At 55.2% G+C, this 24,502-nt stretch carries 17 protein-coding genes and 1 pseudogene; 10 read left to right on the top strand and 8 right to left on the bottom strand.

The genetic code is table 11. The annotated features are described in order from the left end of the window. Nucleotides 1-96 (bottom strand): annotated as a pseudogene (locus JV551A3_RS09730) (orotidine-5'-phosphate decarboxylase); the annotation flags it as partial. Between the two features lie 144 nt (nucleotides 97-240). Between JV551A3_RS09730 and JV551A3_RS09725 the strand changes: the two are divergent. Next, complete coding sequence (locus JV551A3_RS09725) at nucleotides 241-408, top strand: DUF2897 family protein (protein ID WP_010952850.1); 168 nt, start codon at nucleotides 241-243, stop codon at nucleotides 406-408. A 199-nt stretch (nucleotides 409-607) separates the two neighbouring features. Here the strand turns inward: JV551A3_RS09725 and JV551A3_RS09720 are convergent, their stop codons facing one another. Both JV551A3_RS09720 and JV551A3_RS09715 read right to left on the bottom strand, forming a co-directional pair. Further along, the gene (locus JV551A3_RS09720; RefSeq protein WP_133978650.1) at nucleotides 608-943 is read right to left on the bottom strand and encodes a ComEA family DNA-binding protein; all 336 of its coding nucleotides are present in this window, start codon (nucleotides 941-943) and stop codon (nucleotides 608-610) included. A gap of 186 nt (nucleotides 944-1,129) precedes the next feature. Next, the gene (locus JV551A3_RS09715) at nucleotides 1,130-1,477 is read right to left on the bottom strand and encodes a hypothetical protein (RefSeq protein WP_133978648.1); all 348 of its coding nucleotides are present in this window, start codon (nucleotides 1,475-1,477) and stop codon (nucleotides 1,130-1,132) included. Nucleotides 1,478-1,626: 149 nt separating this feature from the next. Here JV551A3_RS09715 and wecB point away from each other — a divergent pair, with 149 nt between their 5' ends. From wecB to JV551A3_RS09665, 9 genes are all read left to right on the top strand, one after another. Then, nucleotides 1,627-2,769, top strand: a complete 1,143-nt coding sequence (gene wecB, locus JV551A3_RS09710; RefSeq protein ID WP_133978646.1) for a non-hydrolyzing UDP-N-acetylglucosamine 2-epimerase — start codon at nucleotides 1,627-1,629, stop codon at nucleotides 2,767-2,769. Continuing rightward, the gene (wecC, locus tag JV551A3_RS09705; protein ID WP_133978644.1) at nucleotides 2,766-4,028 is read left to right on the top strand and encodes a UDP-N-acetyl-D-mannosamine dehydrogenase; all 1,263 of its coding nucleotides are present in this window, start codon (nucleotides 2,766-2,768) and stop codon (nucleotides 4,026-4,028) included. The genes wecB and wecC overlap by 4 nt, the downstream gene beginning before the upstream one ends. Before the next feature lie 13 nt (nucleotides 4,029-4,041). Next, nucleotides 4,042-9,477 carry a glycosyltransferase family protein gene (locus JV551A3_RS09700; RefSeq protein ID WP_133978642.1) on the top strand — a complete coding sequence of 1,812 codons (5,436 nt, stop codon included), beginning with the start codon at nucleotides 4,042-4,044 and terminating at the stop codon, nucleotides 9,475-9,477. A 7-nt stretch (nucleotides 9,478-9,484) separates the two neighbouring features. Continuing rightward, complete coding sequence (locus tag JV551A3_RS09695) at nucleotides 9,485-11,182, top strand: DUF6270 domain-containing protein (protein ID WP_133978640.1); 1,698 nt, start codon at nucleotides 9,485-9,487, stop codon at nucleotides 11,180-11,182. Between the two features lie 20 nt (nucleotides 11,183-11,202). Next, nucleotides 11,203-11,640, top strand: a complete 438-nt coding sequence (locus JV551A3_RS09690) for a hypothetical protein (protein ID WP_133978639.1) — start codon at nucleotides 11,203-11,205, stop codon at nucleotides 11,638-11,640. Between the two features lie 136 nt (nucleotides 11,641-11,776). After that, on the top strand, nucleotides 11,777-13,423 hold the full coding sequence (locus tag JV551A3_RS09685) for a hypothetical protein (RefSeq protein WP_133978637.1): 1,647 nt from the start codon (nucleotides 11,777-11,779) through the stop codon (nucleotides 13,421-13,423). After that, a complete protein-coding gene (locus JV551A3_RS09680) occupies nucleotides 13,420-14,667 on the top strand; it encodes a glycosyltransferase family 4 protein (protein ID WP_133978635.1) in 1,248 nt (415 codons plus the stop codon). The genes JV551A3_RS09685 and JV551A3_RS09680 overlap by 4 nt, the downstream gene beginning before the upstream one ends. After that, nucleotides 14,664-15,896: a glycosyltransferase family 4 protein gene (locus tag JV551A3_RS09675; protein ID WP_133978633.1), complete on the top strand. Its 1,233-nt coding sequence runs from the start codon at nucleotides 14,664-14,666 to the stop codon at nucleotides 15,894-15,896. The genes JV551A3_RS09680 and JV551A3_RS09675 overlap by 4 nt, the downstream gene beginning before the upstream one ends. A 781-nt stretch (nucleotides 15,897-16,677) precedes the next feature. After that, nucleotides 16,678-18,648 (top strand): acyltransferase family protein, encoded by a 1,971-nt coding sequence (locus tag JV551A3_RS09665; protein ID WP_133978631.1) that lies wholly within the window; start codon nucleotides 16,678-16,680, stop codon nucleotides 18,646-18,648. A gap of 192 nt (nucleotides 18,649-18,840) precedes the next feature. Here JV551A3_RS09665 and rfbA read toward each other — a convergent pair whose 3' ends face one another. The 5 genes from rfbA to JV551A3_RS09640 form a co-directional block, all read right to left on the bottom strand. Further along, nucleotides 18,841-19,722, bottom strand: a complete 882-nt coding sequence (gene rfbA / locus JV551A3_RS09660; protein WP_133978629.1) for a glucose-1-phosphate thymidylyltransferase RfbA — start codon at nucleotides 19,720-19,722, stop codon at nucleotides 18,841-18,843. Between the two features lie 3 nt (nucleotides 19,723-19,725). Continuing rightward, nucleotides 19,726-20,622 carry a dTDP-4-dehydrorhamnose reductase gene (gene rfbD / locus JV551A3_RS09655; RefSeq protein WP_133978627.1) on the bottom strand — a complete coding sequence of 299 codons (897 nt, stop codon included), beginning with the start codon at nucleotides 20,620-20,622 and terminating at the stop codon, nucleotides 19,726-19,728. After that, the gene (gene rfbB / locus JV551A3_RS09650; RefSeq protein WP_133978625.1) at nucleotides 20,619-21,689 is read right to left on the bottom strand and encodes a dTDP-glucose 4,6-dehydratase; all 1,071 of its coding nucleotides are present in this window, start codon (nucleotides 21,687-21,689) and stop codon (nucleotides 20,619-20,621) included. Before rfbB ends, rfbD begins: the two co-directional genes overlap by 4 nt. Before the next feature lie 118 nt (nucleotides 21,690-21,807). Then, nucleotides 21,808-22,350: a dTDP-4-dehydrorhamnose 3,5-epimerase gene (gene rfbC / locus JV551A3_RS09645; protein WP_133978623.1), complete on the bottom strand. Its 543-nt coding sequence runs from the start codon at nucleotides 22,348-22,350 to the stop codon at nucleotides 21,808-21,810. A gap of 99 nt (nucleotides 22,351-22,449) precedes the next feature. Beyond that, the gene (locus JV551A3_RS09640; RefSeq protein ID WP_133978621.1) at nucleotides 22,450-24,453 is read right to left on the bottom strand and encodes a polysaccharide biosynthesis protein; all 2,004 of its coding nucleotides are present in this window, start codon (nucleotides 24,451-24,453) and stop codon (nucleotides 22,450-22,452) included. Nucleotides 24,454-24,502 lie beyond the last annotated feature (49 nt).

The raw sequence follows: 24,502 nt of genomic DNA, 5'->3' as shown, positions 1-24,502 counted from the left end.
GGCGGCCGCACGGGTAGGGAAATCCAGGGCGACGCTCAGGGGGGTCTGGCAGGCGGAAATGGCAGGGTCGCGTGGCAAGTCGAAGACGGCGCGAATTGTAAACGATGTGGCACAGGCTGTGGGGCCCGCGGGTCACGGAATTGGCCCGGCAGTGGCTGGCTCCTATAATTGAACCAACGGAACGGGCAATTGCTCAACATTTGTACAAGCGCTGCCCATCACCAGCAAAGGAGAACGACAATGCCCTGGTATGCCTGGCTGATACTCATCATAGCCCTCGGCTCGATCGTCGGCGGGCTGATGCTGTTGCGCGATACGGCAAAAAAACTGCCACTGACCGAAGAACAGCTGCGCAAGGTGCATGAACGCAATGCCGAAGCGGATGCCAAGGATGCGCAGGACCGCTAGCACGCCCGGCGGCGCTGGCACAATCTGACCGGCTGATACGGTCCATGTGGGAGCGGCCTTGCGTCGCGAAAGGGCTGCAAAGCAGCCCCAGCTATTCCTGCAGTGCCGCCGAAACCGGGGGCCGCTTTGCGGCCCATTCGCGACGCAAGGCCGCTCCCACAGGTCAGGGCCAGGACACAAACCCCAGCCCTTCCCCTCCTTACTCCACCATCACTTTGTCCCGGTTACGCTCCAGCAACGCATTACCAATCCCCTTGATCTCCAGCAGCTCATCCACCGAAGCAAACGGCCCATTGGCCTCCCGATAGGCCACTATGGCCTCGGCCTTGGCCTTGCCTATTCCGTTCAGCTCCTTCTGCAAAGTAAGCGCATCAGCCGTATTCAAATCCAGCCGCTGCGGCTGCTGGCCCTGCTGCTGGATTACCACCGGTGCCGGCTCGGGTACCGCCGTAGTGCTGGCCGGGGCGGCGCTAAGGGAAAAGGACAGGCTGGCGAACAGCGGCAGCAGCAGGTACGACAGAACGTTGTTACGCATGGTGAACACTCCTTAGGTTGGTCATTTTCCAACAGCCGGTTTCCTTCGGCTGTGCAATCAACCCTAGCGGTTCTGCCATTTTGCAAAAAGGCGCTTGATCCGATGAATCGTTACCGAATCCAACATTAAAAAAAGCAACTTCGCCAACCCAAAAACAATGGCATTACGCCATATTTCACGCTAACTTCATGAAATCGAGGCAATGGCAAATCGCCGCCAGGTAAATTCCCGTTTAACCTGGGTTTCATTCAGACCAAAAGCTGTTGTTTTTCCCACAAGCCTTGCCGGACAAGGCTCCCACCCATTCGTCGTATACATCGGCTTATTGACTTTTTTGGCATAACGCCTGAACAACATCAAACAATCGTTTTTCTTGATACTAACTTCAAAAATAGGATCCAATCTTCCGATATATACGGACGAATTCGGACGATCAGCGGAAAAAAACGTGCCATACGGGATGTCATCTTGATGACGAAATGATAAATTTGCGGTCATTGGACAACCGCTAAGCTGGAAGGATCCGAGCCACATGAATTTTTCTTCACCACCTTCAAAGCCCCCCGCTCGCGTGGGTGGAGCCCCCTAGGCCACTCCCCCCGGCCGATTTGCGTAGTACCTGTGATCTGCCCCCGTAACACCAGATCCCATCGCCTTCACTCAAAACACAGAAGACCGTCGCCGTGTCCCTCAAGACCCTCACCGTATTTGGCACCCGCCCAGAGGCCATCAAAATGGCCCCGCTGGCCCTCAACCTTGCCCAGGACGACCGTTTCGAGTCGCGTGTCTGCGTAACTGGCCAGCACCGCCAGATGCTCGATCAGGTATTGGAGCTGTTCGAGATCACGCCCGACTACGACCTGAACATCATGAAGCCCGGCCAGGACCTGACCGATGTGACCACTGCCATCCTGCAGGGTCTGAAGCCTGTGCTGGCCGAGTTCAAGCCCGACGTGGTACTGGTGCACGGCGACACCGCAACAACCTTGGCCACCAGCCTGGCCGCGTACTACCAGCAGATTCCGATTGCCCACGTGGAAGCCGGCCTGCGCACAGGCAACCTGTATTCGCCATGGCCGGAAGAAGGCAACCGCCGCCTGACGGGCGCGCTGGCCGCACTGCACTTCGCGCCTACCTCCACCTCGCAGGACAACCTGCTGCGTGAGGGCACCGACGCCGCGACCATCTATACCACCGGCAACACCGTGATCGACGCGCTGCTGGAAGTGGTCCGCAAGCTGGAAAGCCCCGAGCTGAAAAACAAGTTCGAAAGCCAGTTCAGCTTCCTGAACCCCGAGCGCCGCATGGTGCTGGTCACCGGCCACCGCCGCGAAAACTTCGGTGGCGGCTTCGAGCGCATCTGCCAGGCTCTGGTGCAAACCGCGCGTCAATTCCCTGATGTGGACATCGTCTACCCGGTACACCTCAACCCGAACGTGCGCGAACCGGTCAACCGCCTGCTGGCCGACGTCAACAACATCCATCTGATCGAGCCGCTGGACTACCTGCCGTTCGTCTACCTGATGACCCGCTCGTACCTGATCCTGACCGACTCCGGCGGCATCCAGGAAGAAGCCCCAGCGCTGGGCAAGCCGGTACTGGTCATGCGTGACACCACCGAGCGCCCGGAAGCCGTGGCCGCCGGTACCGTCAAACTGGTGGGCACCGACGTGGAATCGATTACGGAAAACCTGGCGAAATTGCTGACCGACGATGCGACCTATCGCGAAATGAGCTTCGCCCATAACCCCTACGGCGATGGAAAAGCGTGCGCGCGAATCCTCGACGCACTTTCCGCCTTCTCTAACTCCAAGGACGCAGCATGAGCTTCAACAAGATTTCCGTCGTAGGCCTGGGCTATATCGGCCTGCCAACCGCTGCCGTTTTCGCCGCCCGCAAGAAACAGGTAATCGGTATCGATGTAAACCAGCACGCAGTCGACACCATCAACCGTGGTGAAATCCACATCGTCGAGCCTGAGCTGGACATGGTGGTACACGCTGCCGTGACTGAAGGCTTCCTGCGCGCCTCTACCGTTCCGGAAGCTGCCGACGCCTTCCTGATCGCCGTGCCGACGCCGTTCATGGATGACCATCAGCCGGACCTGGGCTACATCGAGTCCGCCAGCAAGGCCATCGCGCCCGTGCTGAAAAAGGGTGACCTAGTCATCCTGGAGTCCACTTCCCCGGTGGGCGCCACCGAGCAGATGGCCTTCTGGCTCGCCCAGGCCCGCCCGGACCTGAGTTTCCCGCAAACCCACGGTGAAGATTCCGACATCCGCGTGGCCCACTGCCCCGAGCGCGTGCTGCCAGGCCACGTACTGCGCGAGCTGGTGGAAAACGACCGCATCATCGGCGGCATGACCAGAAAGTGCTCTGAAGCGGCCGTACGCCTGTACCGCACCTTCGTTGAAGGCGAGTGCATCGTCACCAACGCCCGCACCGCAGAAATGTGCAAGCTGACCGAAAACAGCTTCCGCGACGTGAACATTGCCTTCGCCAATGAACTGTCGATCATCTGTGACAAGCTGGACATCGACGTGTGGGAGCTGATTCGCCTGGCCAACCACCACCCGCGCGTCAACATCCTGCAGCCAGGCCCGGGCGTGGGCGGCCACTGCATTGCCGTCGACCCGTGGTTCATCGTCAGCCAGACCCCAGAACAGGCGCGCCTGATCCGCACTGCCCGCGTGGTCAACGACAGCAAGCCTGAGTGGGTGATCGACAAGGTCAAGATGGCCCTGGCCAACTTCCTGATCAAGAACCCGGGCAAGTCGGCCCAGCAAGTGAAAATTGCCTGCTACGGCCTGGCCTTCAAGGCCGACATCGACGACCTGCGCGAAAGCCCTGCCCTGAGCATTGCCGAGCGCCTGGGCAATGAGCTGGAAGCCACCCTGCAACTGGTCGAGCCGAACATCGAAGCCCTGCCACAGCGCCTGGCGCGCCACGAGCACGTGGACTTCGACTTTGCCCAGGACAGCGCCGACATCCACGTACTGCTGGTGAAGCATCGCGAATTCCGCGGCACCTTCAACGTGCGCGACGCAGCATTCGTGATCGACGCCGCTGGCGTTACCCAGGCCTGATGGAGCAAACCGCATGAACAACCCCACGCTTGAGAAACCTACCGTGAACACAGAGCTGCCTTCACCTTTGGCCGATATTCATGACCGTGTGATGGAAGCCTATTACGGCAAGCTGGGGGAGCAGTTCATGCGGGAAACGCAGTCCCGCATCCATTGGATCTGCGCTCAGGTCAAAGGGCGCCGGATCCTGGATGTCGGCTGCTCGCAGGGTATCGTGCCCCTGCTGCTGGCCCGTGAGGGCTGCCAGGTCACCGGTGTGGACACCAGCCCGCAGGCCATCGCAGAGGCCAAGGGTTACCTGTCTGCCGAACCTGCCCACATCCAGCAGAACGTCACGTATATCAATTCAGACTTCCTCGCGCTGGATACGCTCGAGGTAGAACCGGAAACCATTGTCATCAGCGAAGTGCTCGAACACCTGGTACGACCGGAGCTGTTCGTCGAGAAGGCCCACGACCTGCTCAAGCAGGGTGGCCGCCTGGTGATTACCGTACCGTTCGGGGTCAATGACTTCATTGACCACAAACACACCTTCTACCTGATGGAACCGTTCCGGTTGCTGGCCGAGCACTTGCAGATTGTCGAAGTCAAGGTCCTCGGCAAGTGGCTGGGCATCGTTGCGGTGAAGAGCGAAACGCATAAGCCAGGTGTAATCGACTCGCTGACTGTTGATCGCATTCGTGAACTGGAAAAGGCGTTCGAAGCCATCGAGCGCACGTTGCGGGGAAATCTCGGCGCAATCAGCAAGCGTCTGGATGAAGCGAACAAAAAGTACCGCAGTGCTACTGAGCAGATCGCCCAGCTCAAACCCGAGGCCCAAAAGGCTGATGCGCTTGCCAAACAGTTGCAAAACCGCGAAGCAGACATTGCAACGCTGCAAAAAACCAACCAGGAATGCCTCGACTCCAAGGCTCAGATTGCCCATGAGTTTGAAGAGGTCAAGCAGCGGCTGGTGGAGGCCAACAAAAAGTATCGTGTAGTTACCGAACAATATGGACTACAGGAACAAAAACTCGTGGCGGTTGAGGAGTCTCGCGTACAAAGCCTCGCAGGCGCGGAACAGCGTTACCAGAAGCTACAGGATCAGCACGCCGAAACACAAAGGCAATTGACGCAGACTACTGAGGAACTGCGGGGCGCCGCAGAGAAGCAACTGGCGCAGGAAAAGCAGTTAAAAGATGTAACCAATCAGTTGGTTCAGGCGAGAGAAGTCATCGATAGCCATATCGCCACCATCACTGATCTGCGCGCTCAACAAGCTGCATTGGAAGCTCAGTTGCAGTTAATGAACGACGCTCAAGCACAAAGCCAGCGTGAGCATAGTGCCCAGGCAAGCTCCATCAATGCCTTGGTTGAACAACGTTCCCAGTTGGAAGAGCAGTTGCAGTTAATGTACGACGCTCAAGCGCAAAGCCAGCGTGAGCACAGCGCCCAGGCAAGCTCCATCAATGCCTTGGTTGAACAACGTTCCCAGTTGGAAGAGCAGTTGCAGTTAATGTACGACGCTCAAGCGCAAAGCCAGCGTGAGCACAGTGCCCAGGCAAGCTCCATCAATGCCTTGGTTGAACAACGTTCCCAGTTGGAAGAACAGTTGCATAAGCTGGCACTCGCCAACACTGAATCTGAAGAAGCGCGAGCGACTCTGACAGAAGCCGTTGAGTCGCTTGGCCAGGCCAAAGACATGCTTGAAGAGCAGCTGATGCTTGAAAGCACCAGCCGCCAGGCAGCCGAAGCCAGCCTCGCTGCCACCAACAAAGAGTGGCAAGGTCTGCGCCAACAACTTGAAACCGAGCTCAACTCGTCCAAGGCAGGCCTTGGCGCAGCAAACATGAAGTACCGCGCCCTGACAGGCGAACAAATCCCGCAATTGAAGGCCAGCATCAGTCAGTTGCTTGAACGCAGCGCCGCTCAACAACAGAAGATCGATGAGCTCAATGAAAGCCTCGGTCGCGCTAACGCCCAGCGCAACCTGGCAGAGCAGCGCCTGGTGAAAACCCGCGCAAGCATGACCTATCAGCTGGGCTACCAGATAAAGAACAGCGCCACCTCGCTGGGCGGTCTGGTAAAGCTGCCCGTACGCCTGCTACGCCTGTACCGCAAAGCCAGCCAGCAACGCCAGCAAAACGAGCAGAAGTTGCTGGCCAACGAACCACGCAAGGAGGTGCTGCCGCCACCACCTGTCGTACAGGACGAGAACTACCTGAAGCTGCCGGCGGCCCTGCCGACCAGCGAGCAGAGCCGTACTACTCTTCTACGCCAGGTCGATCAGCCTGTCAGCCGTCTGAAAGTGGCGTGCGTGATGGATGAGTTCACTTTCGGATCCTACCGCTTTGAATGCGACCTGAGGCCGCTGACGCCAGCCAACTGGAAAGCAGAAATCGAAGGGTTTGCTCCAGAACTGCTGTTCATCGAGTCCGCCTGGCGCGGCAAGGATGACCTGTGGGGCAGCAAAGTAGGCCACAACGGCCAGGAACTGCAGGACATTCTGGCCTGGTGCCGTCAGAACAAGGTACCAACTTTGTTCTGGAACAAGGAAGATCCGGTTCACTTCGAGACCTTCCTGACCACGGCCAAGCAGTTCGATCATGTATTCACCACCGATATCGACTGCATTCACCGCTATAAAAGTGCGCTCGGTCACGACCGCGTCTACCTGCTGCCGTTCGCCTGCCAGCCAGCGCTGCATAACCCGATCGAGTTGTACGAGCGCAAAGACGCCTTCTGCTTCGCTGGTGCCTACTACGCGCGTTACCCGGAGCGTACCCGCGACCTGGGCAACTTCGTCTGCGAGTTGCCGAAGTTCCGTCCGCTGGAAATCTTCGATCGCAACTTCGGCAAGAACGACGTCAACTACCAGTTCCCTGCGGAATACCAGCCGTACATCGTCGGTACCCTGCCCTTCGAAAAAATCGACACGGCTTACAAGGGCTATCGCTACGCGATCAACCTGAACTCGATCAAGCAATCGCAATCGATGTTTGCCCGTCGCGTCTTCGAACTGCTCGGCTGCAATACCCTCACCGTGAGCAACTTCTCTCGCGGCGTACGCCTGCTGTTCGGCGACCTGGTTGTTACCACCGACAACGGCGAAGAAATGCTCCGCCGCCTGCAACTGCTGGCGGAAGACCCGCTGAACACCGACAAGCTGCGGCTGGCTGCCCTGCGCAAAGTAATGCAGGAGCATACCTACACTCAGCGCCTGGAATACGTGATGAGCAAGGTCACCGGTACCGCAAAGGCCCAGCGCCTGCCGGAGATTGTGGTCATTGGCGAAGCGCAAGACCGCCAGCAGTTCGATTTGTTGCGTGCCAACCTGGATCGCCAGACCTATAGCCAAGTCAGAATGGTCATCATCAGCGATGCCTATCAGAGCAGCATAGTCGGCGATGATCCACGCATCCAGGTGCTTAAGCCTGGCGATTTGAAGAAAACTACACTCAGTGAACTGGTTGGCAGTTCACCTTGGGTCGCCGCTTTTGTGCCTGGCGACTACTACGGTCCGAACTACCTGCTGGATCTGGCGCTGGCAACCCGCTACAGCCGCGCCCAAGTTGTCGGTAAAGCGGCCCACTTCATTTGCAAAAGCCAAAGTGTTGAACTGCTTTCGAATGAACAAGCCTACCGCCCAGCCCAGACGCTGAGCGCCCGCCGCTCGCTGGTTGCAACCGGGATCATAGCCAACCAGCAACTGCGCAGTTGGCTGAAGAATCTGCCGACTCTGCAGTATACCCATGCTCAAGGCTTGGCCATCGACCCGTTCAACTACTGTGAGAACGGTGCTGCACACCAGGAAAGCATCAGCGCCAAGGTTAATGACCTTGAGCTGAACCTCGGCATGACCATCGATCAACTGCAAGCGCGTGCGCAATCCATTGCCCCGCTAGAGATCAACCATGACGCACCGGAAATCACGGGGCGCGATTTGGCCGAGATGTTTGGCATCATACGCAACAAGTTCGTTGATCTGGTCGTTGATGGCGATACCTGGCGTGTGCACTCCAAGCTCGCCGACGGCAAGCATGAGTACATCTACGCCCAGCAGGAAGTCCGTGTAGATGAACTGGGTTGTGAAGATGGTCGCCTCAAGCTGTTTGTTGACTGCACGCCAGGCCTGAACCTCCAATTGGTCGTGCTGTTCCTGGATGCCGACAAGCAGCGCATCAGCCATGTGATGCAACATGCCAACCGTAACCAAACCTCCGATATTCCACCGGAAGCTGTCTACGTTCGCTTCGGTCTACGTGCGTACTCTGCGGGTAGCACCGAACTGAAGGCGCTGGTTCTGGGACACCGCAACCTGCAGCCATCTGAAATGATGGGCCGCGGAGAACACTTGTTATTGACCAACCATTACCCGGCTTACGCAGACCTATATCGCAACAAGTTTGTACATAGTCGAGTGTCGGCATATCAGCAACAAGGCGTCGAAGTAGATGTCTTCCGCCTGCGCGACAATGAGACCGTCAGCTATCACGAGTTCCAAAACATCGATGTGGTTACCGGCTGCCGCTCTACTTTGGCAAAAATGCTTGAAAAGAACAGCTACAAATCAATTCTCGTTCATTTCCTGGACGAGAATATGTGGAGTGTGCTACACCCGCATCTGAATTCCACCCAGATCACTGTATGGGTTCATGGTGCTGAAATCCAACCATGGTGGCGCCGCGAATACAATTTCAGTACTGACGAACAACTGCAGTTGGGCAAGCTCGCCAGCGACAAACGCATGAGCTTCTGGCGTGAAATACTGCAGCCAATGCACAAGAACCTGAAGCTGGTGTTCGTTTCCCGCTATTTTGCAGAAGAAGTCATGGAAGACCTCGGCTTCCGCCTGCCAGAAGGCCAGTATGAGATTATTCACAACCCCATCAATACCGAAAATTTCAACTACGTTGAGAAAACAGTAGAACAGCGTAAAAATGTACTATCTATCCGCCCGTATACGTCGCGGACATACGCGAATGATCTGACCGTCAAAGCCATTGAGCTTTTGGCCGAAAAACCATGGTTCAAGGACATGACGTTCCGACTCGTGGGCGACGGGCCGTTGTTTGAAGAGACTCTCGCACCGCTGCGTTCTTACTCAAATGTGCACATCGAGCGCCGCTTCCTCAACCACGGAGAAATCGCCGCGCTGCACAAAGAGCACGGAGTATTCCTGTGCCCGAGCCGTATGGATACCCAAGGCGTATCACGAGACGAGGCCATGGCATCCGGGCTCGTCCCTGTCACCACCGGTGTGGCAGCAATCCCTGAGTTCGTGGATAACGAAAGTGGTTTTGTCGTCGAACCTGAAAGCGCGGTACAACTGGCCGAGGCACTTGAACGCATATACCTGAATCAAGCGCTGTTCTCTACACTGTCGCGCCAAGCCGCAGAACGCGTGCGCAGCCAAAGCGATTGGAAGAAGATGGCCACCCTTGAACTAAATATATTCCGAGACGTTTGAAGTAGATATGAGCAAGTCTTTGAAACATTACGTTTTCACCAACTTTGGCATCGGAATCAAGGATGAACTGTGGTTGTCGTATCGGCTGGAGATTTTCACCAATACGGTCTTCCCGTCCCTCGCCAACCAACGCAACAGAGACTTTGAGTGGACGATCTTCATAGACGAAGCTCTCCCAGTCCTACACCTAGCGCGCCTTGAGGCGGCAATTATTTCGTCGGGCTTAAATGCCAAGACGCTTAAGGTCAGTGATTACTCACTGACCAACAGGGAAGTGACTAAAATCTTGGATCAGACGCGTGATGATATTGTGCTCACATCGCGAATAGATGACGATGACTGCATTCATCACGATGTGATAGATACCATCCAGCAGCATGCGCGGTCGGAAGAACATTCCGAAGGCATGCTATTGATTTCGCTGCACAATGGCCTTGAGTTCCTTCCATCCGATGACTGCTACCGTGCCGTGACCTACGACACATTGGCACTTGCTCTGACACTGGTGGACAAGACTAGCGGCAAAAAGACTCGGAGCATCACTCAGTATGCCCACCATATGGTGGTTGAAACCCTGAAAAAGCAGGAGGTCAACGCCAAGCACATTCTGCTCAAGTCAAAGCAGCCGCTTTACACCTATACCAAGCATCCTTTGAGTGACTCCTACTTTTTCGGTGCCCGAGCACGCATTCTTGGTGACACAAACAAAACTACGGGGCTAGAAGAATCACAGCTGCGTGCTTTCGGCCTGAGCCAACAGCGCCTCGATTTCCTTTCGGCGCTTCTGAAGCAATCACCTATTGGCATGCCGCACAAGTATCTTGAAAAACTTGGTAACGTGCGCAACCAAATTAAGGTAGAGCTGAATAAAGGCACAGAGCAACCAAATACCGCCCTTGATGCTCTAATGGCCAGAAAAGCAAGGCTTGAACGTACCGCAGTACGCCCTAATCCTGCTGGCCCACTCAAGGATAAAATCCGCGTTGCAATTCTCGGATCACCAGCCACGCGAGATTTGTTCGACTTCCAGAAGGGCGCGTTAAGCAATTTTGAAGTTTGCTTCTACATGGCACGAACTTCTGTAATCTCGTGGATGGCTCCTCCGTGCACTGACCCCAGGATCACAATTGATTCCAGTTCTTTTGAGGGGTCCTGCTCCCAATTGGACAAAATGAAATCTCATTGGCAGTTGCTTGAGCAGTCAAGACCTGACATCGTAATTATAGATTTCATTGACGAGCGAATCGGTATAATTCAGCACCAAAACTCGCTCATGTCTGCTAGCGGTCCGCTATTGAAAGCACTTGAACGCAAAGGCATCGCCCATGAAATTAAGCGACCTTGGAGCCCTGAGGTCCAGCAGCTTCGGGAGTGGGCCCTTCCCGCATTCATTGATAGAGTTTCGACTATCTGTCCGAATATTTTTGTTCACAAGGCGACTTGGGCGCAGAACTATAGGTCTGACAATACAGTTGAAAGTTTCAAAGGCGGTGAATTTGAACGTTTGATCGAACTTAATAATTCGATTATTGACCCCATGCTTGCCAGCCTTGAAGACTCCTCCACCGCCGTTGAGCAAATAGGTGGTTTGGAAGCTGGGCTGGTTGCGGGTGGCGATCATAAGTGGGCATTCTGTCCCTACCACTACGACAGCACCTACTACAAAACTGTTGCCAAACAGCTACTCGCACGAGTCATGATTTGATCCAAAGGAATAACCGGAACATGAAAATCAAAACCGCCGCTCTACTTTCCCTGTTTGCATTCGCCATTTCCGGCTGCGATCAACAAGACATCGACCCTGCAAAAACTGACTCCCAAGCCGCAGAAAGTGCGATGTCTAAAGCGAAACTTACTCTGACCGACGGTTCGATCTTACAGCTGAACGCCAAGCACATGAAGTCTTATGCAAAGCCGAACAGCGCCGGGAAAATGAGCTTGCACGAATACAGCTATTCGACCGCAGACAAACTGGCCGAGAACGATGTATACATGCACTTGCAGAACGCAGGCTTTACTCGCAAGATTATCAGCAGTGACAGCAGCCAATTCAAGGTCCAGTACTACAAGAAAGACCTGCCAGTAATCGGCGGCATTTATACCACTGTCAACAACGACGCAAAGACTATGACCATTGCAACTCTTTACTGGCAAGAAAAATGATCAAACCAGCGTCGAACCACACTATTGAAAATATCATCTCCAGATGAAGCTTCAGCATCATATTAGATCGACGCTAGGCTGGTGCCTGTCGATAGGCATCAAGCTTCTGCGGGTTGTGCCCTTCACGACCATTACTGTGCAGATCACAACCCTGGCGAGCCAGTTTTTCCTGCTGCTCGCCTTTTTCCTTCCATTAAAGGTAATTATCTTACTGGGCTCGGAAAAAATACCGAATTACTTTCCCAGCGCTTTCCAAGTACTAAAGAAAAACCACTTGATCGTATCTCTTAGTGCGGCCGCGGCAGTGTGCTATGTGCTCTATCTGCTCAGTGAGCTGTTGATCGCTTACCGCTGCCGTCAAGGTGCGCGAGCTTTGCTATTACGCAGCGCCAAACTAAATATGTTTGAAAATCAGGAAAAAATTGCGGTCTATGCATACTCGAGATTCACTCGAGCCATGGCTGCGGCGCTTTTCTTTGTCATTAGCACCATGACCCTCCTGATAATCTATCCAAAGCTACTAGTCGTCGTATTCGGCTACACCGTGCTTGCCACACTATTGTGCATCACGGCGTACAATTTCAGCCCGAAAGCTCAGGTCCATTTCCAGCAAAACCACAGCAACATTCTCAATGCGCTTTCAGCCACTGGGTTCCTGCTTAGTTTTTTTTGCTTGGTTGCCGACTTCTTGTACTTCCCACACCAGCGCATATTTCATGCAGTCATTGCGGTACTGGTTATGCGCCAAGCCTTGCAGCGCTTGACCAGCATGGTGCAGGACGTTGTCAGCTTGCGCATGCAGCATCGTCAGATCAATGCCATGTTCTTCCAGTCCCAGCCATTACTCGAACAACGGCAGAACAACCAGCAACTCGAATGCCTGCTTAGTCCTTCCAGTCGTGAAGCCTGGGCAGAAACACTCATGGGCCAAGCGGGTGTCGATACTAGCAATGGGCTGCAAATCAGCTGGCACCAGATTGATGCTGTAGATGTTTATGCATTTCACATCACCGTACTGGATAACGAAAACCCTCAAGAGTACTTAGCCAAGCTATTCGGCAACAACATTGCCACTCTGGCTGAGCAGGAACGTTTGCTACTCAAGTATCAACCAGATCTGCCATCACTCAAGTGGCTTGGACATTACTTGCTACATGGAGTCGATTGCCACCTCTTCCGCCTAAATGGCCATAAGAAACTGATCCGTCGTCAAATTGGCGATGGCGTCGTAGCAATTAACGAGCAGCTTCTTCGTTGCGAACCAGCCAGAGAATTAATACTGCGTTTCAGCCGTACCCGCCCTTATCTGGAGCAACGCCTGGACAGGAACATCATAGAACCGCTGCGTTTTGTCTGCTCCACCCCTGAAGAGGCAGATAAGGTAGAACGCCTTCTCGACTCTTTTGAGCTGATTGTCGGAAGACTCAACGATCTACCGCGACAGATCGTATCACTGGACATCACTTCAGAGGCACTACTTGTTTCCGCCTCACATCAGTATCAACTTAGCCACTGGAGTAGTTGGCGGATTGAAGCTGTTGGAAGCAACTGGCCCGTCGGTGAAAAGGAGCGCCTTTGCAAGGCTATCGAAGCTGCTCGCAGCCAGCGCCCAAGCCTCGTAAACACGACTACCGATGATATTGTGCTGTCGGCATTCATGTATAGTTTTGAAAAATTCCTGCTAAGGAAGGACTATCCAGCTGCATTAAGGCTGCTGGATGACATTCTTGCTGCAACTGAGGCAGAAAAACCCCAAAAAGTTGGGCAGGAGTCTATTAAATGAAAAAAATCGCTATGATCGTCTGGAATGAGTTTCTTAATGATGCCCGAGTACTCAAGGAAGCCCAGACATTGCAAGGGGCGGGTTATCAAGTCCGAGTATTCGCCTTACACACTCCCGGCATTACACAGCAGCAAGAGAGCTTGGAAGGCGGAATCGAAGTCTTCCGCGTAGCACGTAGCCCGCTGTGGCGTTGGCGTAAAGGAAGAACCGCTTCCGCAAAGTCCTCTCAGACCAGCACAAGTCAGGGACCCATTGGTAAACTAAGTTTTAAACATCAGATATTGCGCCTCATCGCCCGCGCCTGGACCCACATAGGCCTTCTCGTTCATATGGTCCGCTATGGCGCAAGCGTGGTCCACTCACACGATGTAAACACACTGCCGACAGCTTGGCTGGCCTCTCGGTTGAGCCGTGCACGCCTGGTTTACGACGCCCATGAAATCAGTACCAGTCGTGAAGGTTACGACAGCTTCCGCCGACTGGTGGGCATGGTTGAGAAACGACTTATGCCCACAGCAGATGGCACGATCACGACCACGGATGCTCGCGCAAAGTATTTTGCCCGGGCATATCACATCACACGACCGACAGTGCTCCAGAACCGTCCACGGTTGACGCATTGCAGCCCCACAAACCGAATTCGTGAGGAGCTTGGTCTGACTGAGCATTGGCCAATCATTGTTTATCAAGGTGGCCTGCAACAAGGCCGTGGCCTCGAAAAACTCATTTATACCGCCGCAAATGTACCAGATGCCTATTTCGTGTTCATCGGTGGAGGACGCCTAACTCACAGCCTGATGCGGCTTAGTGAAGAGCTGGAGTTGCAAGAGCGAGTGCGCTTCATACCAACGGTGGCGCTTGCAGAACTGCCCAGCTATACGGCCTCTGCGGACATTGGTGTACAACCGATTGAGAACACTTGCCTTAATCACTACACCACCGACTCGAATAAATTGTTTGAGTACTTGAATGCCGGGTTACCAGTTGTCGCGACGGATTTTCCGGAGATCCGCCGCATCGTGCGTAGCCATGATGTTGGACTGCTCGTTCCAGCCAATGATGCAACGGCTCTTGCAAAAGCCCTCAGCAAACTGGTTTCCGATGCCAGCTTGCGTAACGTCTATTCGCAGAATGCACGCATTACTTCTAGCACCTTGAACTGGGAGGAGCAGGAGTCGCGTCTGATTGATTTGTACCAACAGGTCCTTTCCCCGGCATCAAACTCACCGCAGGCAAGATCATGACCACGCGGATCCTCCTGCTGAGTTTCTACTATCCACCAGACCTTTCTGCTGGTTCATTCCGTGCGGAAGCACTTGTCAATGCACTTCGTGCCGAACTGGGCGATCACGTTGAGATTGAAGTTGTTACCACTCAACCGAACCGATACCACTCCTTCAGGGCCACTGCGGTGAATATTGAGCGCTTACCGCTACTGACAATCAGGCGGATTGACGTTCCTGCGCATCGGAGTGGTATTAGGGATCAAGCGAGAGCATTTGCCAGCTTCGCTTTCAATGCCTTAAAGATCACTCGTAAGAAAAAGTATGATCTGGTTTTTGCTACATCATCACGACTGATGACAGCATCTCTAGGTGCCCTGATCTCAAAACGCAACGGATGCGGCCTATATCTCGACATTCGCGACATCTTCGTAGACACCTTACGAGAATTACTCCCACTTCGCTGGGGCCAATTAGCTGCATCAATCTTCTCCCCCATAGAGCGGTGGACAGTCAGCCAAGCAACGAGGGTGAACCTTATCTCTCCAGGTTTCTTGCCTTATTTTACCACCCGCTACCCTGGACGGGAGTTCACGCTTTACACCAATGGTGTAGATGATCTATTCATCGAGCAGTTTCCAACCCCTCAACTGCCTGCTCCCCAAGACCGCTCTGAAAAGTTGCAGGTTGTATATGCCGGCAATATTGGAACTGGGCAAGGGCTACATCAAATCCTTCCCGAATTGGCTAAGCGTTTGGCTGACAAGGTCGATTTTCATCTAATAGGAGCCGGCGGTGCTCTGGAAACTTTGAGAAAGGCTCTTGATCGCGCTGAAGTCAAGAACGTACGAATTTCGCCACCGATGAAGCGCGAGCAATTGCTGCGTATTTATCAGCAAGCTGATGTTTTGTTTCTACATCTCAATAATTTAAAGGCCTTCCGTCGCGTACTGCCCTCCAAACTTTTCGAGTACGCCGCGACAGACAAACCAATCTGGGGCGGCTTGTCGGGCTACGCTGGAAGGTTCGCACAGAAACGAATCAAAAACGCAGCACTATTCCCTCCCTGCAATATCGACAGTGCTATTGATGCATTACACCGTCTGAAGATACAGAAAACGTCACGCCATGATTTTGTGCAACAGTTCTCCCGCCGCGAGATCAAGAAAAAAATGGCTCAAGATGTATTGCAAATCTCCCCTAAGTATCTCGCCCGCTCATCATGCCATGAACCCGAACAGCTCACCTGAGCGCAACCGAGTACTACCAATCAAGCAGCTAAACAAAAAAATCGCCTTTGATTTTTTTAACCGAAAATTGAAGCAGATAACCATCTAAGCACAATTATAGGATTAAAATAAATAATGATAAGCGGACCTCAAAAAATGAGTCTATCCAAGCTGGATGGATTCACGGCATTGCTGCCGTGATCGTGATATTTACCCATGCGTTATTCTGGTACTATCCAGCCATGCATCTAGACCAACGCACCAAAGGTCGCCCGCTAGACGGAATAGAGTGGTCTGATAGCCCATTCTCTTTTTTTACCGTGGCGGTTTCTCCGTCTCAATGTTTTTTTATTTTGAGCGGGCTAGTTCTCACCTATAGCGTTTCAAGGCACATAAATTTCCTGGATGCTATTCGCAAAGCCGCTGTCAAACGCTATGTCTGCTTAGGTGTACCCGTCGCCATATCTGTTCTGATCGGATGTACTCTCATGAAGCTCGGCGCTTATGGAGCTCCGAATGTGACTCCTACCCCGGTACTTTCCACACTCTATCTATTCAACGCTACATGGGGCGGAGCGATCCGAGCCGCAATTTATGGCGCACTAGCTCTGGGAGATAGTCGCTACAACTATGTACTCTGGACCATTCAGATAAAACTAATAGGATATCTTTCAATCTTCGCCGCCTTCGCACTATTTGGCGGCAATACATCAAACCAACATGTCCTTGTGAGAAATCCTAGGCCAAGAGCAAAGCAAAACGGTATCATCGTAACCTTTGAAAGCTCCAAGGGATTCAGTAAATGCATAGTAAGAAATTAGCCTATCGCCCAGACATCGATGGACTGAGGGCACTGGCCGTCTTGGCTGTAACACTCTTCCACTTCAACAAGCAATGGCTACCCGGCGGTTTTGTCGGTGTAGACGCGTTCTTCGTCATTTCCGGGTTCCTGATCACTGGAATCATCTATGGCAACGGCCCGAGTTTCTCATTCGCTGACTTCTATGGTCGCCGGGTGCGTCGAATCTTACCGGCGGCGATCTTCGTCACAGCTATTACGCTAATCACTGGATCTCTGCTGATGATGCCGGCCGATGTTAAAGATCTATCGGGTTCCTCCATCGCTGCTGCACTTTCAGCCGCGAACATCTACTTCTGGCTATTCCTGGACACCAGCTATTTCGCGCCATCCTCTGAAACCGTGCCCCTACTACACATGTGGTCTTTGGGTGTTGAAGAGCAGTTTTACCTAGTGTGGCCAGCCCTGATGATCATTGCCATGAAACTGGGTGGTAAGCGCTTGCTTGCGGCCAGCGCTGTGATTATCGCGATCGCCTCGTTCGCGGTAAGCGAATACTACGTAACTCGAGAACCATCATTTGCCTACTATATGCTGCCTTCTCGTGCAGGCGAATTGCTGATCGGCGCATTGCTTTTCCTGTGGCAGGATTCTCGCCGTGTTAGCACTGCTGTGGCGAATGTTGCCAGCTTCGTGGGCCTAGCGCTCATCGCTGTGTCACTAGTCATGCTCGATGAGAAAGGAGGATTCCCTGGCATTCGCTCTATCATCCCATCGGTTGGTGCGGCCCTTTTGATTCTTGGGGGATCCAATCAGGCTGGCCTGCTTCCTAAAATTCTCGCAAACCCTATTGCTCGGAAAATTGGCTTCCGTTCGTTCTCCCTCTACCTCTGGCACTGGCCGGTGCTGGCTTTCTATCGTTATGCCTACGGAGAGCCCACTCTGGCCGGGGGCATCACCTGTGCTCTGCTAATGTGGGGACTGACCGAACTCACCTACCGTCTGATCGAAACCCCCTTCCGATCGCATTCGCCGCGATGGCTAATCACTAAAGCAACTCCGATCTTTGCAACAAGCCTTGCAGTTATTGCCGTGAGCTATGTTCTGGTCCAAAATAAAGGGCTATGGTCCACAGCTTCTGGCAAAGTGTATCTCGCGCAACTGAATCAGCATGATTTCAACACGAAAGCAGCAAGTAAGTTCCCGTTCAATTGCCAAATGTTCAAGAATGATCCAGAGTTATGGACTCAAGATCGATGCCTGATCGGTGATAAGTCGACGCCGGCCGAGACGCTGCTGTGGGGCGACTCCAATGCAGCCCACTATGTGGGCTACTTAAAGGTTGTAGCAGAAAACTCTCACTTCGCTCTCCGTAATATCTCACACTCCTCCTGCCCGCCGGTCCGCGAGCTAAAAGGCTTGGTACCTTCGGCTCAACAGCAATCGTGCCAAGAATTCAATAACAAAGCGTTTGCCGAGTCAAAAAACTATCGCACTGTGATCATTGGTGCAGCTTGGGATAACTACGCAAAAGCGAATGGGCAGGCACAGTTCGAGAAGACTATTGCCGAATTGGCCAGCAACGGTAACCAAGTGCTCATCGCCTTGAACGTTCCTGTGTTTGAAGAGCTCGATCGCATGTGCAGTGCCAAAGCTATCCGCTTCCCTGGTATGGATTGCGTTTCAAAAGCCATCTTCGCGTCGACATCGGATAGCAAAACAAATGCCTTTCTCGTAGAATTGGCGGACCGATATCCGAATGTCAGCACTTTTGGCGTCAGGGATCAAGTTTGCAAAAGCGGAGTTTGCTCTGCCTATAAGGATGGCGCGCTGCTTTACTATGATCGTGGCCACCTGAGCATGATTGGATCGGAACTCATTGGCCGAGAGGTTATTAAGACCGGAACCTTGCCGCAGCCTATTGCCGCCCTGGCCTCAAAAGCACAACAGCTAGGCAGGAATAGCACTCAATAATTCTAAACATTCTGTTTTTATCACCCCAGAGCTTCCGACCCACCCAAATACTGGCGGCGGGTCGGAAGTAAGAACCTCCGACTTGCTGACAAGCTTCGTTTATCAAGAACATTTGATTTAGGGATTCTTGATTTACGTAAAATCTGAAGTTCCAAAAGCCTTCCACCTCAAGGGTAAAGGCCAAAAAACCTATCAATAAACCCTATCCCCCACCAACCTCTTCAAATACTGCCCATACCCATTCTTAGCCAACGGCTCCGCCAACTTCAGCAACTGCTCCGCCCCAATCCACCCCTGCCTGTACGCCACCTCTTCCGGGCAAGCCACCTTCAACCCCTGCCGCCGCTCAATGGTCGCGATATACCCACTCGCCTCGAGCAACGAGTCATGCGTCCCGGTATCGAGCCAGGCATACCCGCGCCCCATGATCTCAACCGACAATCGGCCCTGCTCCAGGTAGGCGCGATTCACATCGGTAATTTCCAGCTCGCCCCGGGCAGACGGCCGGATGCCCTTGGCAATTTCGATCACATCGTTGTCGTAGAAGTACAAACCGGTAACGGCATAGTTGGACTTGGGTTTGGCCGGCTTTTCTTCCAGACTGATGGCTTTGCCCTGCTCGTCGAACTCAACCACACCGTAACGTTCAGGGTCTTGTACGTGGTAGGCAAATACGCTTGCACTGCCCTGCCGGTCCATGGCGCTGGACAGCAACTGCTGGAAGTCGTGGCCGTAATAGATATTGTCACCTAGCACCAATGCGGTAGGTGCGCCGCCAATGAACGCTTCACCAATCAAAAAAGCCTGGGCCAGGCCGTCGGGGGACGGTTGCACGGCATAGGTGATATTGATGCCCCAGCAGTGGCCGTCACCTAGCAGCTGCTCGAAGCGTGGCGTGTCCTGCGGTGTGGAAATGATCAGAATGTCATGAATGCCCGCCAGCATCAGGGTGGTCAGCGGGTAGTAGATCATCGGCTTGTCGTAAACCGGCAGCAGTTGCTTGGAAATAGCCAGGGTCGCGGGGTGCAGACGGGTACCCGACCCGCCCGCCAGAATGATGCCTTTACGCTTCATTGGTCATTTCTCGTGTATTTCCGTAAGCATGCGAGCCACACCCAGGCGCCAGTCTGGCAGGGTCAGGGCAAAGGCTTGCTTCAGTTTATGGGTGTCCAGACGCGAGTTGGCCGGCCGCTTGGCCGGGGTCGGGTAGGCATCGGTGGCTAATGGGTTGACCTGTTCGGCGTGGGCTTTCAATGGCACACCCAGGGCCGCTGCCTGCTCCAGCACGTAACGGGCGTAGCCGCACCAGGTGGTTTCGCCGGCCGCCGCCAGGTGGTACAGGCCGGCCAGGGCCGGATCGCGACGGGTGGCGGTGATGGCGTGGGCGGTGATGTCGGCGATCAGTTCGGCACCGGTCGGGGCGCCGTGCTGGTCGTCGATCACGCCCAGGCTGTCGCGCTCCGCAGCCAGGCGCAGCATGGTCTTTGCAAAGTTGTTGCCGCGTGCGGCATACACCCAGCAGGTGCGGAAGATCAGGTTCTGGCAGCCGGCGGCCTGGATGGCCTGTTCACCGGCCAGCTTGCTTTCGCCATAGGCATTCAGCGGGCCGACGGCGTCGTCTTCGCGCCAGGCCTGGGTGCCCTGCCCCGGGAACACATAATCGGTGGAGTAATGCACCAGCAGTGCGCCGTAATCGGCGGCGGCGCGGGCCAGCACGCCCACGGCCTCGGCGTTTACCTTGAAGGCTTGTTCGCGGTCGCTTTCCGCCTTGTCCACGGCAGTGTAGGCGGCGGCGTTGACGATTACATCGGGGGCGTAGGCGCGCACTGTTTCGGCCAGGCCCGGTAGGTTGGCCAGGTCCCCGCAGTGTGCCTGGCTGCTGGAATTGAGCGCCAGCACCTGGCCCAGCGGGGCCAGGCTGCGCTGCAGTTCCCAACCTACCTGGCCGTCCTTGCCCAGTAGCAGAATCTTCATGCCGAGCGCCCTGCGTAGTTTTTCTCGACCCAGTCGCGGTAGCTGCCGGACTGTACGTTTTGCACCCACTCCTGGTTGTCGAGGTACCAGGCCACGGTCTTGCGAATGCCGGTTTCGAAGGTTTCGGCAGGCTTCCAGCCCAGTTCGCGCTCAAGCTTGCGGGCGTCGATGGCGTAGCGGCGGTCATGGCCGGGGCGGTCGGTCACATAGGTGATCTGCTCGGCGTAGGGCTTGCCGTCGGCGCGGGGGCGCAGTTCATCCAGCAGGGCGCACACGCGGTTGACGATTTCCAGGTTGGGCTTTTCGTTCCAGCCGCCCACGTTGTACACCTCGCCGGTCTTGCCGGCTTCGAGCACGCGGCGGATGGCGCTGCAGTGGTCCTTGACGTACAGCCAGTCGCGAATCTGCTGGCCGTCGCCGTACACCGGCAGCGGTTTGCCGGCCAGGGCGTTGACGATCATCAGCGGGATGAGCTTTTCCGGGAAGTGATAAGGGCCGTAGTTGTTCGAGCAGTTGGTGGTCAGCACCGGCAGGCCGTAGGTGTGGTGGTACGAGCGCACCAAGTGGTCGCTGGCGGCCTTGCTGGCCGAGTACGGGCTGTTGGGCTGGTACTGGTGGGTTTCGGTGAAAGCCGGTTCGCCGGCGGCCAGCGAACCGTACACTTCGTCGGTGGACACGTGCAGGAAGCGAAACGCCTGGCGCGCCTGCTCATCCAGGCCACCCCAGTAGGCGCGTACGGCTTCCAGCAGGCGGAAGGTACCGACGATGTTGGTTTCGATGAAGTCTTCCGGGCCGTGGATCGAGCGATCGACATGCGACTCGGCGGCAAAGTTGACGATGGCGCGCGGCTGGTGCTCCTGCAGCAAATGGGCAACCAGCTCGGAATCACCGATGTCGCCGTGCACGAAGATGTGGCGCTGGTCGCCTTGCAGGCTGCACAGGGTCTGCAGGTTGCCTGCGTAGGTGAGTTTGTCGAGGTTGACCACGGCCTCGTCATTGTCGGCCAGCCAGTCCAGCACGAAGTTCGCGCCGATAAAGCCTGCACCGCCGGTTACCAGAATGGTCATGTTCGTCTGCTTCCGCTGTCAATGTCTGCTCTTCCATCTTCTGGATTCTAGCCGCTCGGCGCTGCTGCCGAGCGCGAAGATGATATCGTCGTGCCCCCTCCCTGCGTGGGCTGGTCGCTCAATCAAAGCATTCCAGGTCCTGCAGCGCTTTGCCACTCTGGTCCTTGTCTGAGAGAAGCGGTCGCTCGACAGGCCATTGAATACCAACTGCGGGATCATTCCAGGCCAGGCAGCGTTCGAATTGGGGGGCGTAGTAGTCTGTGGTCTTGTACAGGAATTCCGCATGGTCGGACAACACGACAAAACCGTGAGCGAAACCCTCCGGGATCCACATCTGCTGCTTGTTGTGCGCTGAAAGGCGGGCGCCGACCCAGTGGCCGAAAGTAGGCGAAGAACGGCGCAAGTCTACAGCGACATCGAACACATCACCGGCCACTACCCTTACGAGTTTGCCTTGAGGTTGATGTACCTGGTAATGCAGGCCGCGCAGTACATGCCGGCGCGAGCTGGAGTGGTTGTCCTGGACGAAGTTGACGGGACGCTGTACGAGGCGCTCGAAGACCGTGTGGTTGAAGCTTTCGAAGAAGAATCCGCGGTCATCGGTGAATACGTTTGGCTCGAGCAGAAGGACTTCAGGTATTGCGAGGGGTGTTGCTTTCATTGAACTGCCTTGAAAAATGGATACAGGCGGGCCGCCCTCGGGGGCGCGCCGTGCAACGCCGGGCAGCTGGCGGCTGCTTTGGCGTTGCACTTCGATGGGTCAGGGTTCGAGGCGTCGCTGCTGGTAAATCCAGTCCACGATTTCGCCTTCCGGTGAATAGCCGCTCACGGTTTCGCGCAGCAACTGCCTTACCCGCACGAAATCATCGGTCTCCACTGCCGCCAGCAACTGGCGCAGGGTGTCCTTGAGCGTTTCCCAAGAGAGGAAGTCTTCGTTGGCGCTCATGATCATCGGGTGGCGGGTGGCAATCACATTATCGCCAATCAACAGTTCCTCATAGAGCTTTTCTCCTGGCCGCAACCCGGTGAACTCGATGGCGATATCCCCCATCGGGTTACGCTCGGAGCGCACACTGAAACCAGACAGGTGAATCATCTTTTCGGCCAGCTCCACGATTTTCACCGGTTCGCCCATGTCCAGTACGAATACATCACCGCCCTTGCCCATGGAACCCGCCTGGATTACCAGCTGTGCTGCTTCGGGAATGGTCATGAAGTAACGGGTGATCTTCGGGTGGGTGACGGTCAGCGGGCCGCCGGCCTTGATCTGTTTGTGGAACAGCGGAATGACCGAGCCCGACGAACCCAGCACATTGCCGAAGCGGACCATGGTGAAGCGGGTCTTGTTCACTTGGGAGACATTGCCGCTGTCGCCGAACAGCACTGGCGCCACTTCGCGGCTAAGGGCTTGCAGGGTCATTTCCGCCAAGCGTTTGGTGCTGCCCATCACGTTGGTAGGGCGCACGGCCTTGTCGGTGGAGATCAGCACGAAGTTGGCAACGCCAGCCTGCAACGCAGCCTGGGCTGTGTGCAGAGTGCCGATGACATTGTTCATCAGGCCTTCGGCGATGTTGTGCTCTACCATCGGCACGTGCTTGTAGGCGGCGGCGTGGTAGACGGTATCGACCCGCCACGTTTTCATGATGTCGAGCAGTTGCGACTGGTTGCGGACGGATCCCAGGATCGGTACCAGGCACACAGACAGCGACTCGCGGGCAATGCGCTGCTCAAGCTCGGAGAGGATGCTGTACAGGTTGAACTCGCTGTGCTCGAACAGCAGCAAGGTCTTCGGCGCCTGGCCCAGAATCTGCCGGCACAGCTCCGAGCCGATAGAGCCGCCAGCACCGGTCACCATCACGGTCTGCTCGACGATGCAGCGCTCCAGCAGGTCGGCTTGAGCGGGCACCGCATCGCGACCCAGCAAGTCAGCAATGTCCACTTCCTGGATGTCGTCCACCTTGACTTTGCCGCTGGCCAGATCCATGAAGCTGGGGATACTGCGCACATGCAGCGGGTAGCCTTCAAGGAAGTTGAGGATCTCGCGGCGGCGGGTGCGGGTGGAGGATGGTATGGCCAGCAGAATTTCCTGGGCGCCGGTAGCATCAATCATGTCTTGCAACTGGTCAGGGCGGTACACCTGCAGGCCTGCAATCACCCTGTCGGTGATGCTCGGGTCATCGTCGATGAACGCTACCGGGCGCAGCGCTCGGTCGGACCGCAACGCTGCAACCAATTGGTTGCCGGCACCACCAGCACCATACACGGCCACCCGCGGCAAACCGTCGCCGCGGCTGGTATTGGTAAAGGGCACGTGCTGCACGGCGGTGGTAAACCAGTCGCCAAGAAAGTACTGGCGCATGGCCAGACGAAGGCCGCCGACCATGATCAGGCTCAGCCACCAGTAGTTGAAGGTGATGGAGCGTGGCACTACGTTTTGATGGTTGCTTGACCAATAAATGATAAAACCGAGAATCAGCGCGGACAGGGTTACAGCCTTGGTAATGGCAATCAACGCGTCAGTGCCGAAGTAGCGCATTACCGCGCGGTACAGACCAAAGCGGATGAACAGAGGGATGCCTACCATCGGCGCGACGAGGAACAGCCAGCCGTGGTCGAGGATGGGGTTGGCCAACTCGTCGATGCCAAGGCGTACCACGAACGCCAGCCACAAGGCAGCCCAGATCAGGACCACATCGGTCATTACCTGCAGCAAGCGTTTGTATCTACGTGGTAGAGCAAGCAGTTTAGCGCGCACCTTGTCCATCGCTCCTCTGAAACGTTTCCAGAAATTCCCTGACATCAAGTCGCTCACA

Source organism: Pseudomonas inefficax, assembly GCF_900277125.1.
In the GTDB taxonomy this organism is placed as follows: domain Bacteria; phylum Pseudomonadota; class Gammaproteobacteria; order Pseudomonadales; family Pseudomonadaceae; genus Aquipseudomonas; species Aquipseudomonas inefficax.
Note: the sequence above shows the minus strand (reverse complement) of the source record. Positions and strands in the feature narration are given on the sequence as shown.

Coding starts and splice junctions, on each gene's coding strand:
- JV551A3_RS09725 (WP_010952850.1), top strand. CDS start 241: ATGCCCTGGTATGCCTGGCTGATACTCATCATAGCCCTCGGCTCGATC.
- JV551A3_RS09720 (WP_133978650.1), bottom strand. CDS start 943: ATGCGTAACAACGTTCTGTCGTACCTGCTGCTGCCGCTGTTCGCCAGC.
- JV551A3_RS09715 (WP_133978648.1), bottom strand. CDS start 1,477: ATGTGGCTCGGATCCTTCCAGCTTAGCGGTTGTCCAATGACCGCAAAT.
- wecC (WP_133978644.1), top strand. CDS start 2,766: ATGAGCTTCAACAAGATTTCCGTCGTAGGCCTGGGCTATATCGGCCTG.
- JV551A3_RS09700 (WP_133978642.1), top strand. CDS start 4,042: ATGAACAACCCCACGCTTGAGAAACCTACCGTGAACACAGAGCTGCCT.
- JV551A3_RS09695 (WP_133978640.1), top strand. CDS start 9,485: ATGAGCAAGTCTTTGAAACATTACGTTTTCACCAACTTTGGCATCGGA.
- JV551A3_RS09690 (WP_133978639.1), top strand. CDS start 11,203: ATGAAAATCAAAACCGCCGCTCTACTTTCCCTGTTTGCATTCGCCATT.
- JV551A3_RS09680 (WP_133978635.1), top strand. CDS start 13,420: ATGAAAAAAATCGCTATGATCGTCTGGAATGAGTTTCTTAATGATGCC.
- JV551A3_RS09675 (WP_133978633.1), top strand. CDS start 14,664: ATGACCACGCGGATCCTCCTGCTGAGTTTCTACTATCCACCAGACCTT.
- JV551A3_RS09665 (WP_133978631.1), top strand. CDS start 16,678: ATGCATAGTAAGAAATTAGCCTATCGCCCAGACATCGATGGACTGAGG.
- rfbA (WP_133978629.1), bottom strand. CDS start 19,722: ATGAAGCGTAAAGGCATCATTCTGGCGGGCGGGTCGGGTACCCGTCTG.
- rfbD (WP_133978627.1), bottom strand. CDS start 20,622: ATGAAGATTCTGCTACTGGGCAAGGACGGCCAGGTAGGTTGGGAACTG.
- rfbB (WP_133978625.1), bottom strand. CDS start 21,689: ATGACCATTCTGGTAACCGGCGGTGCAGGCTTTATCGGCGCGAACTTC.
- rfbC (WP_133978623.1), bottom strand. CDS start 22,350: ATGAAAGCAACACCCCTCGCAATACCTGAAGTCCTTCTGCTCGAGCCA.
- JV551A3_RS09640 (WP_133978621.1), bottom strand. CDS start 24,453: ATGGACAAGGTGCGCGCTAAACTGCTTGCTCTACCACGTAGATACAAA.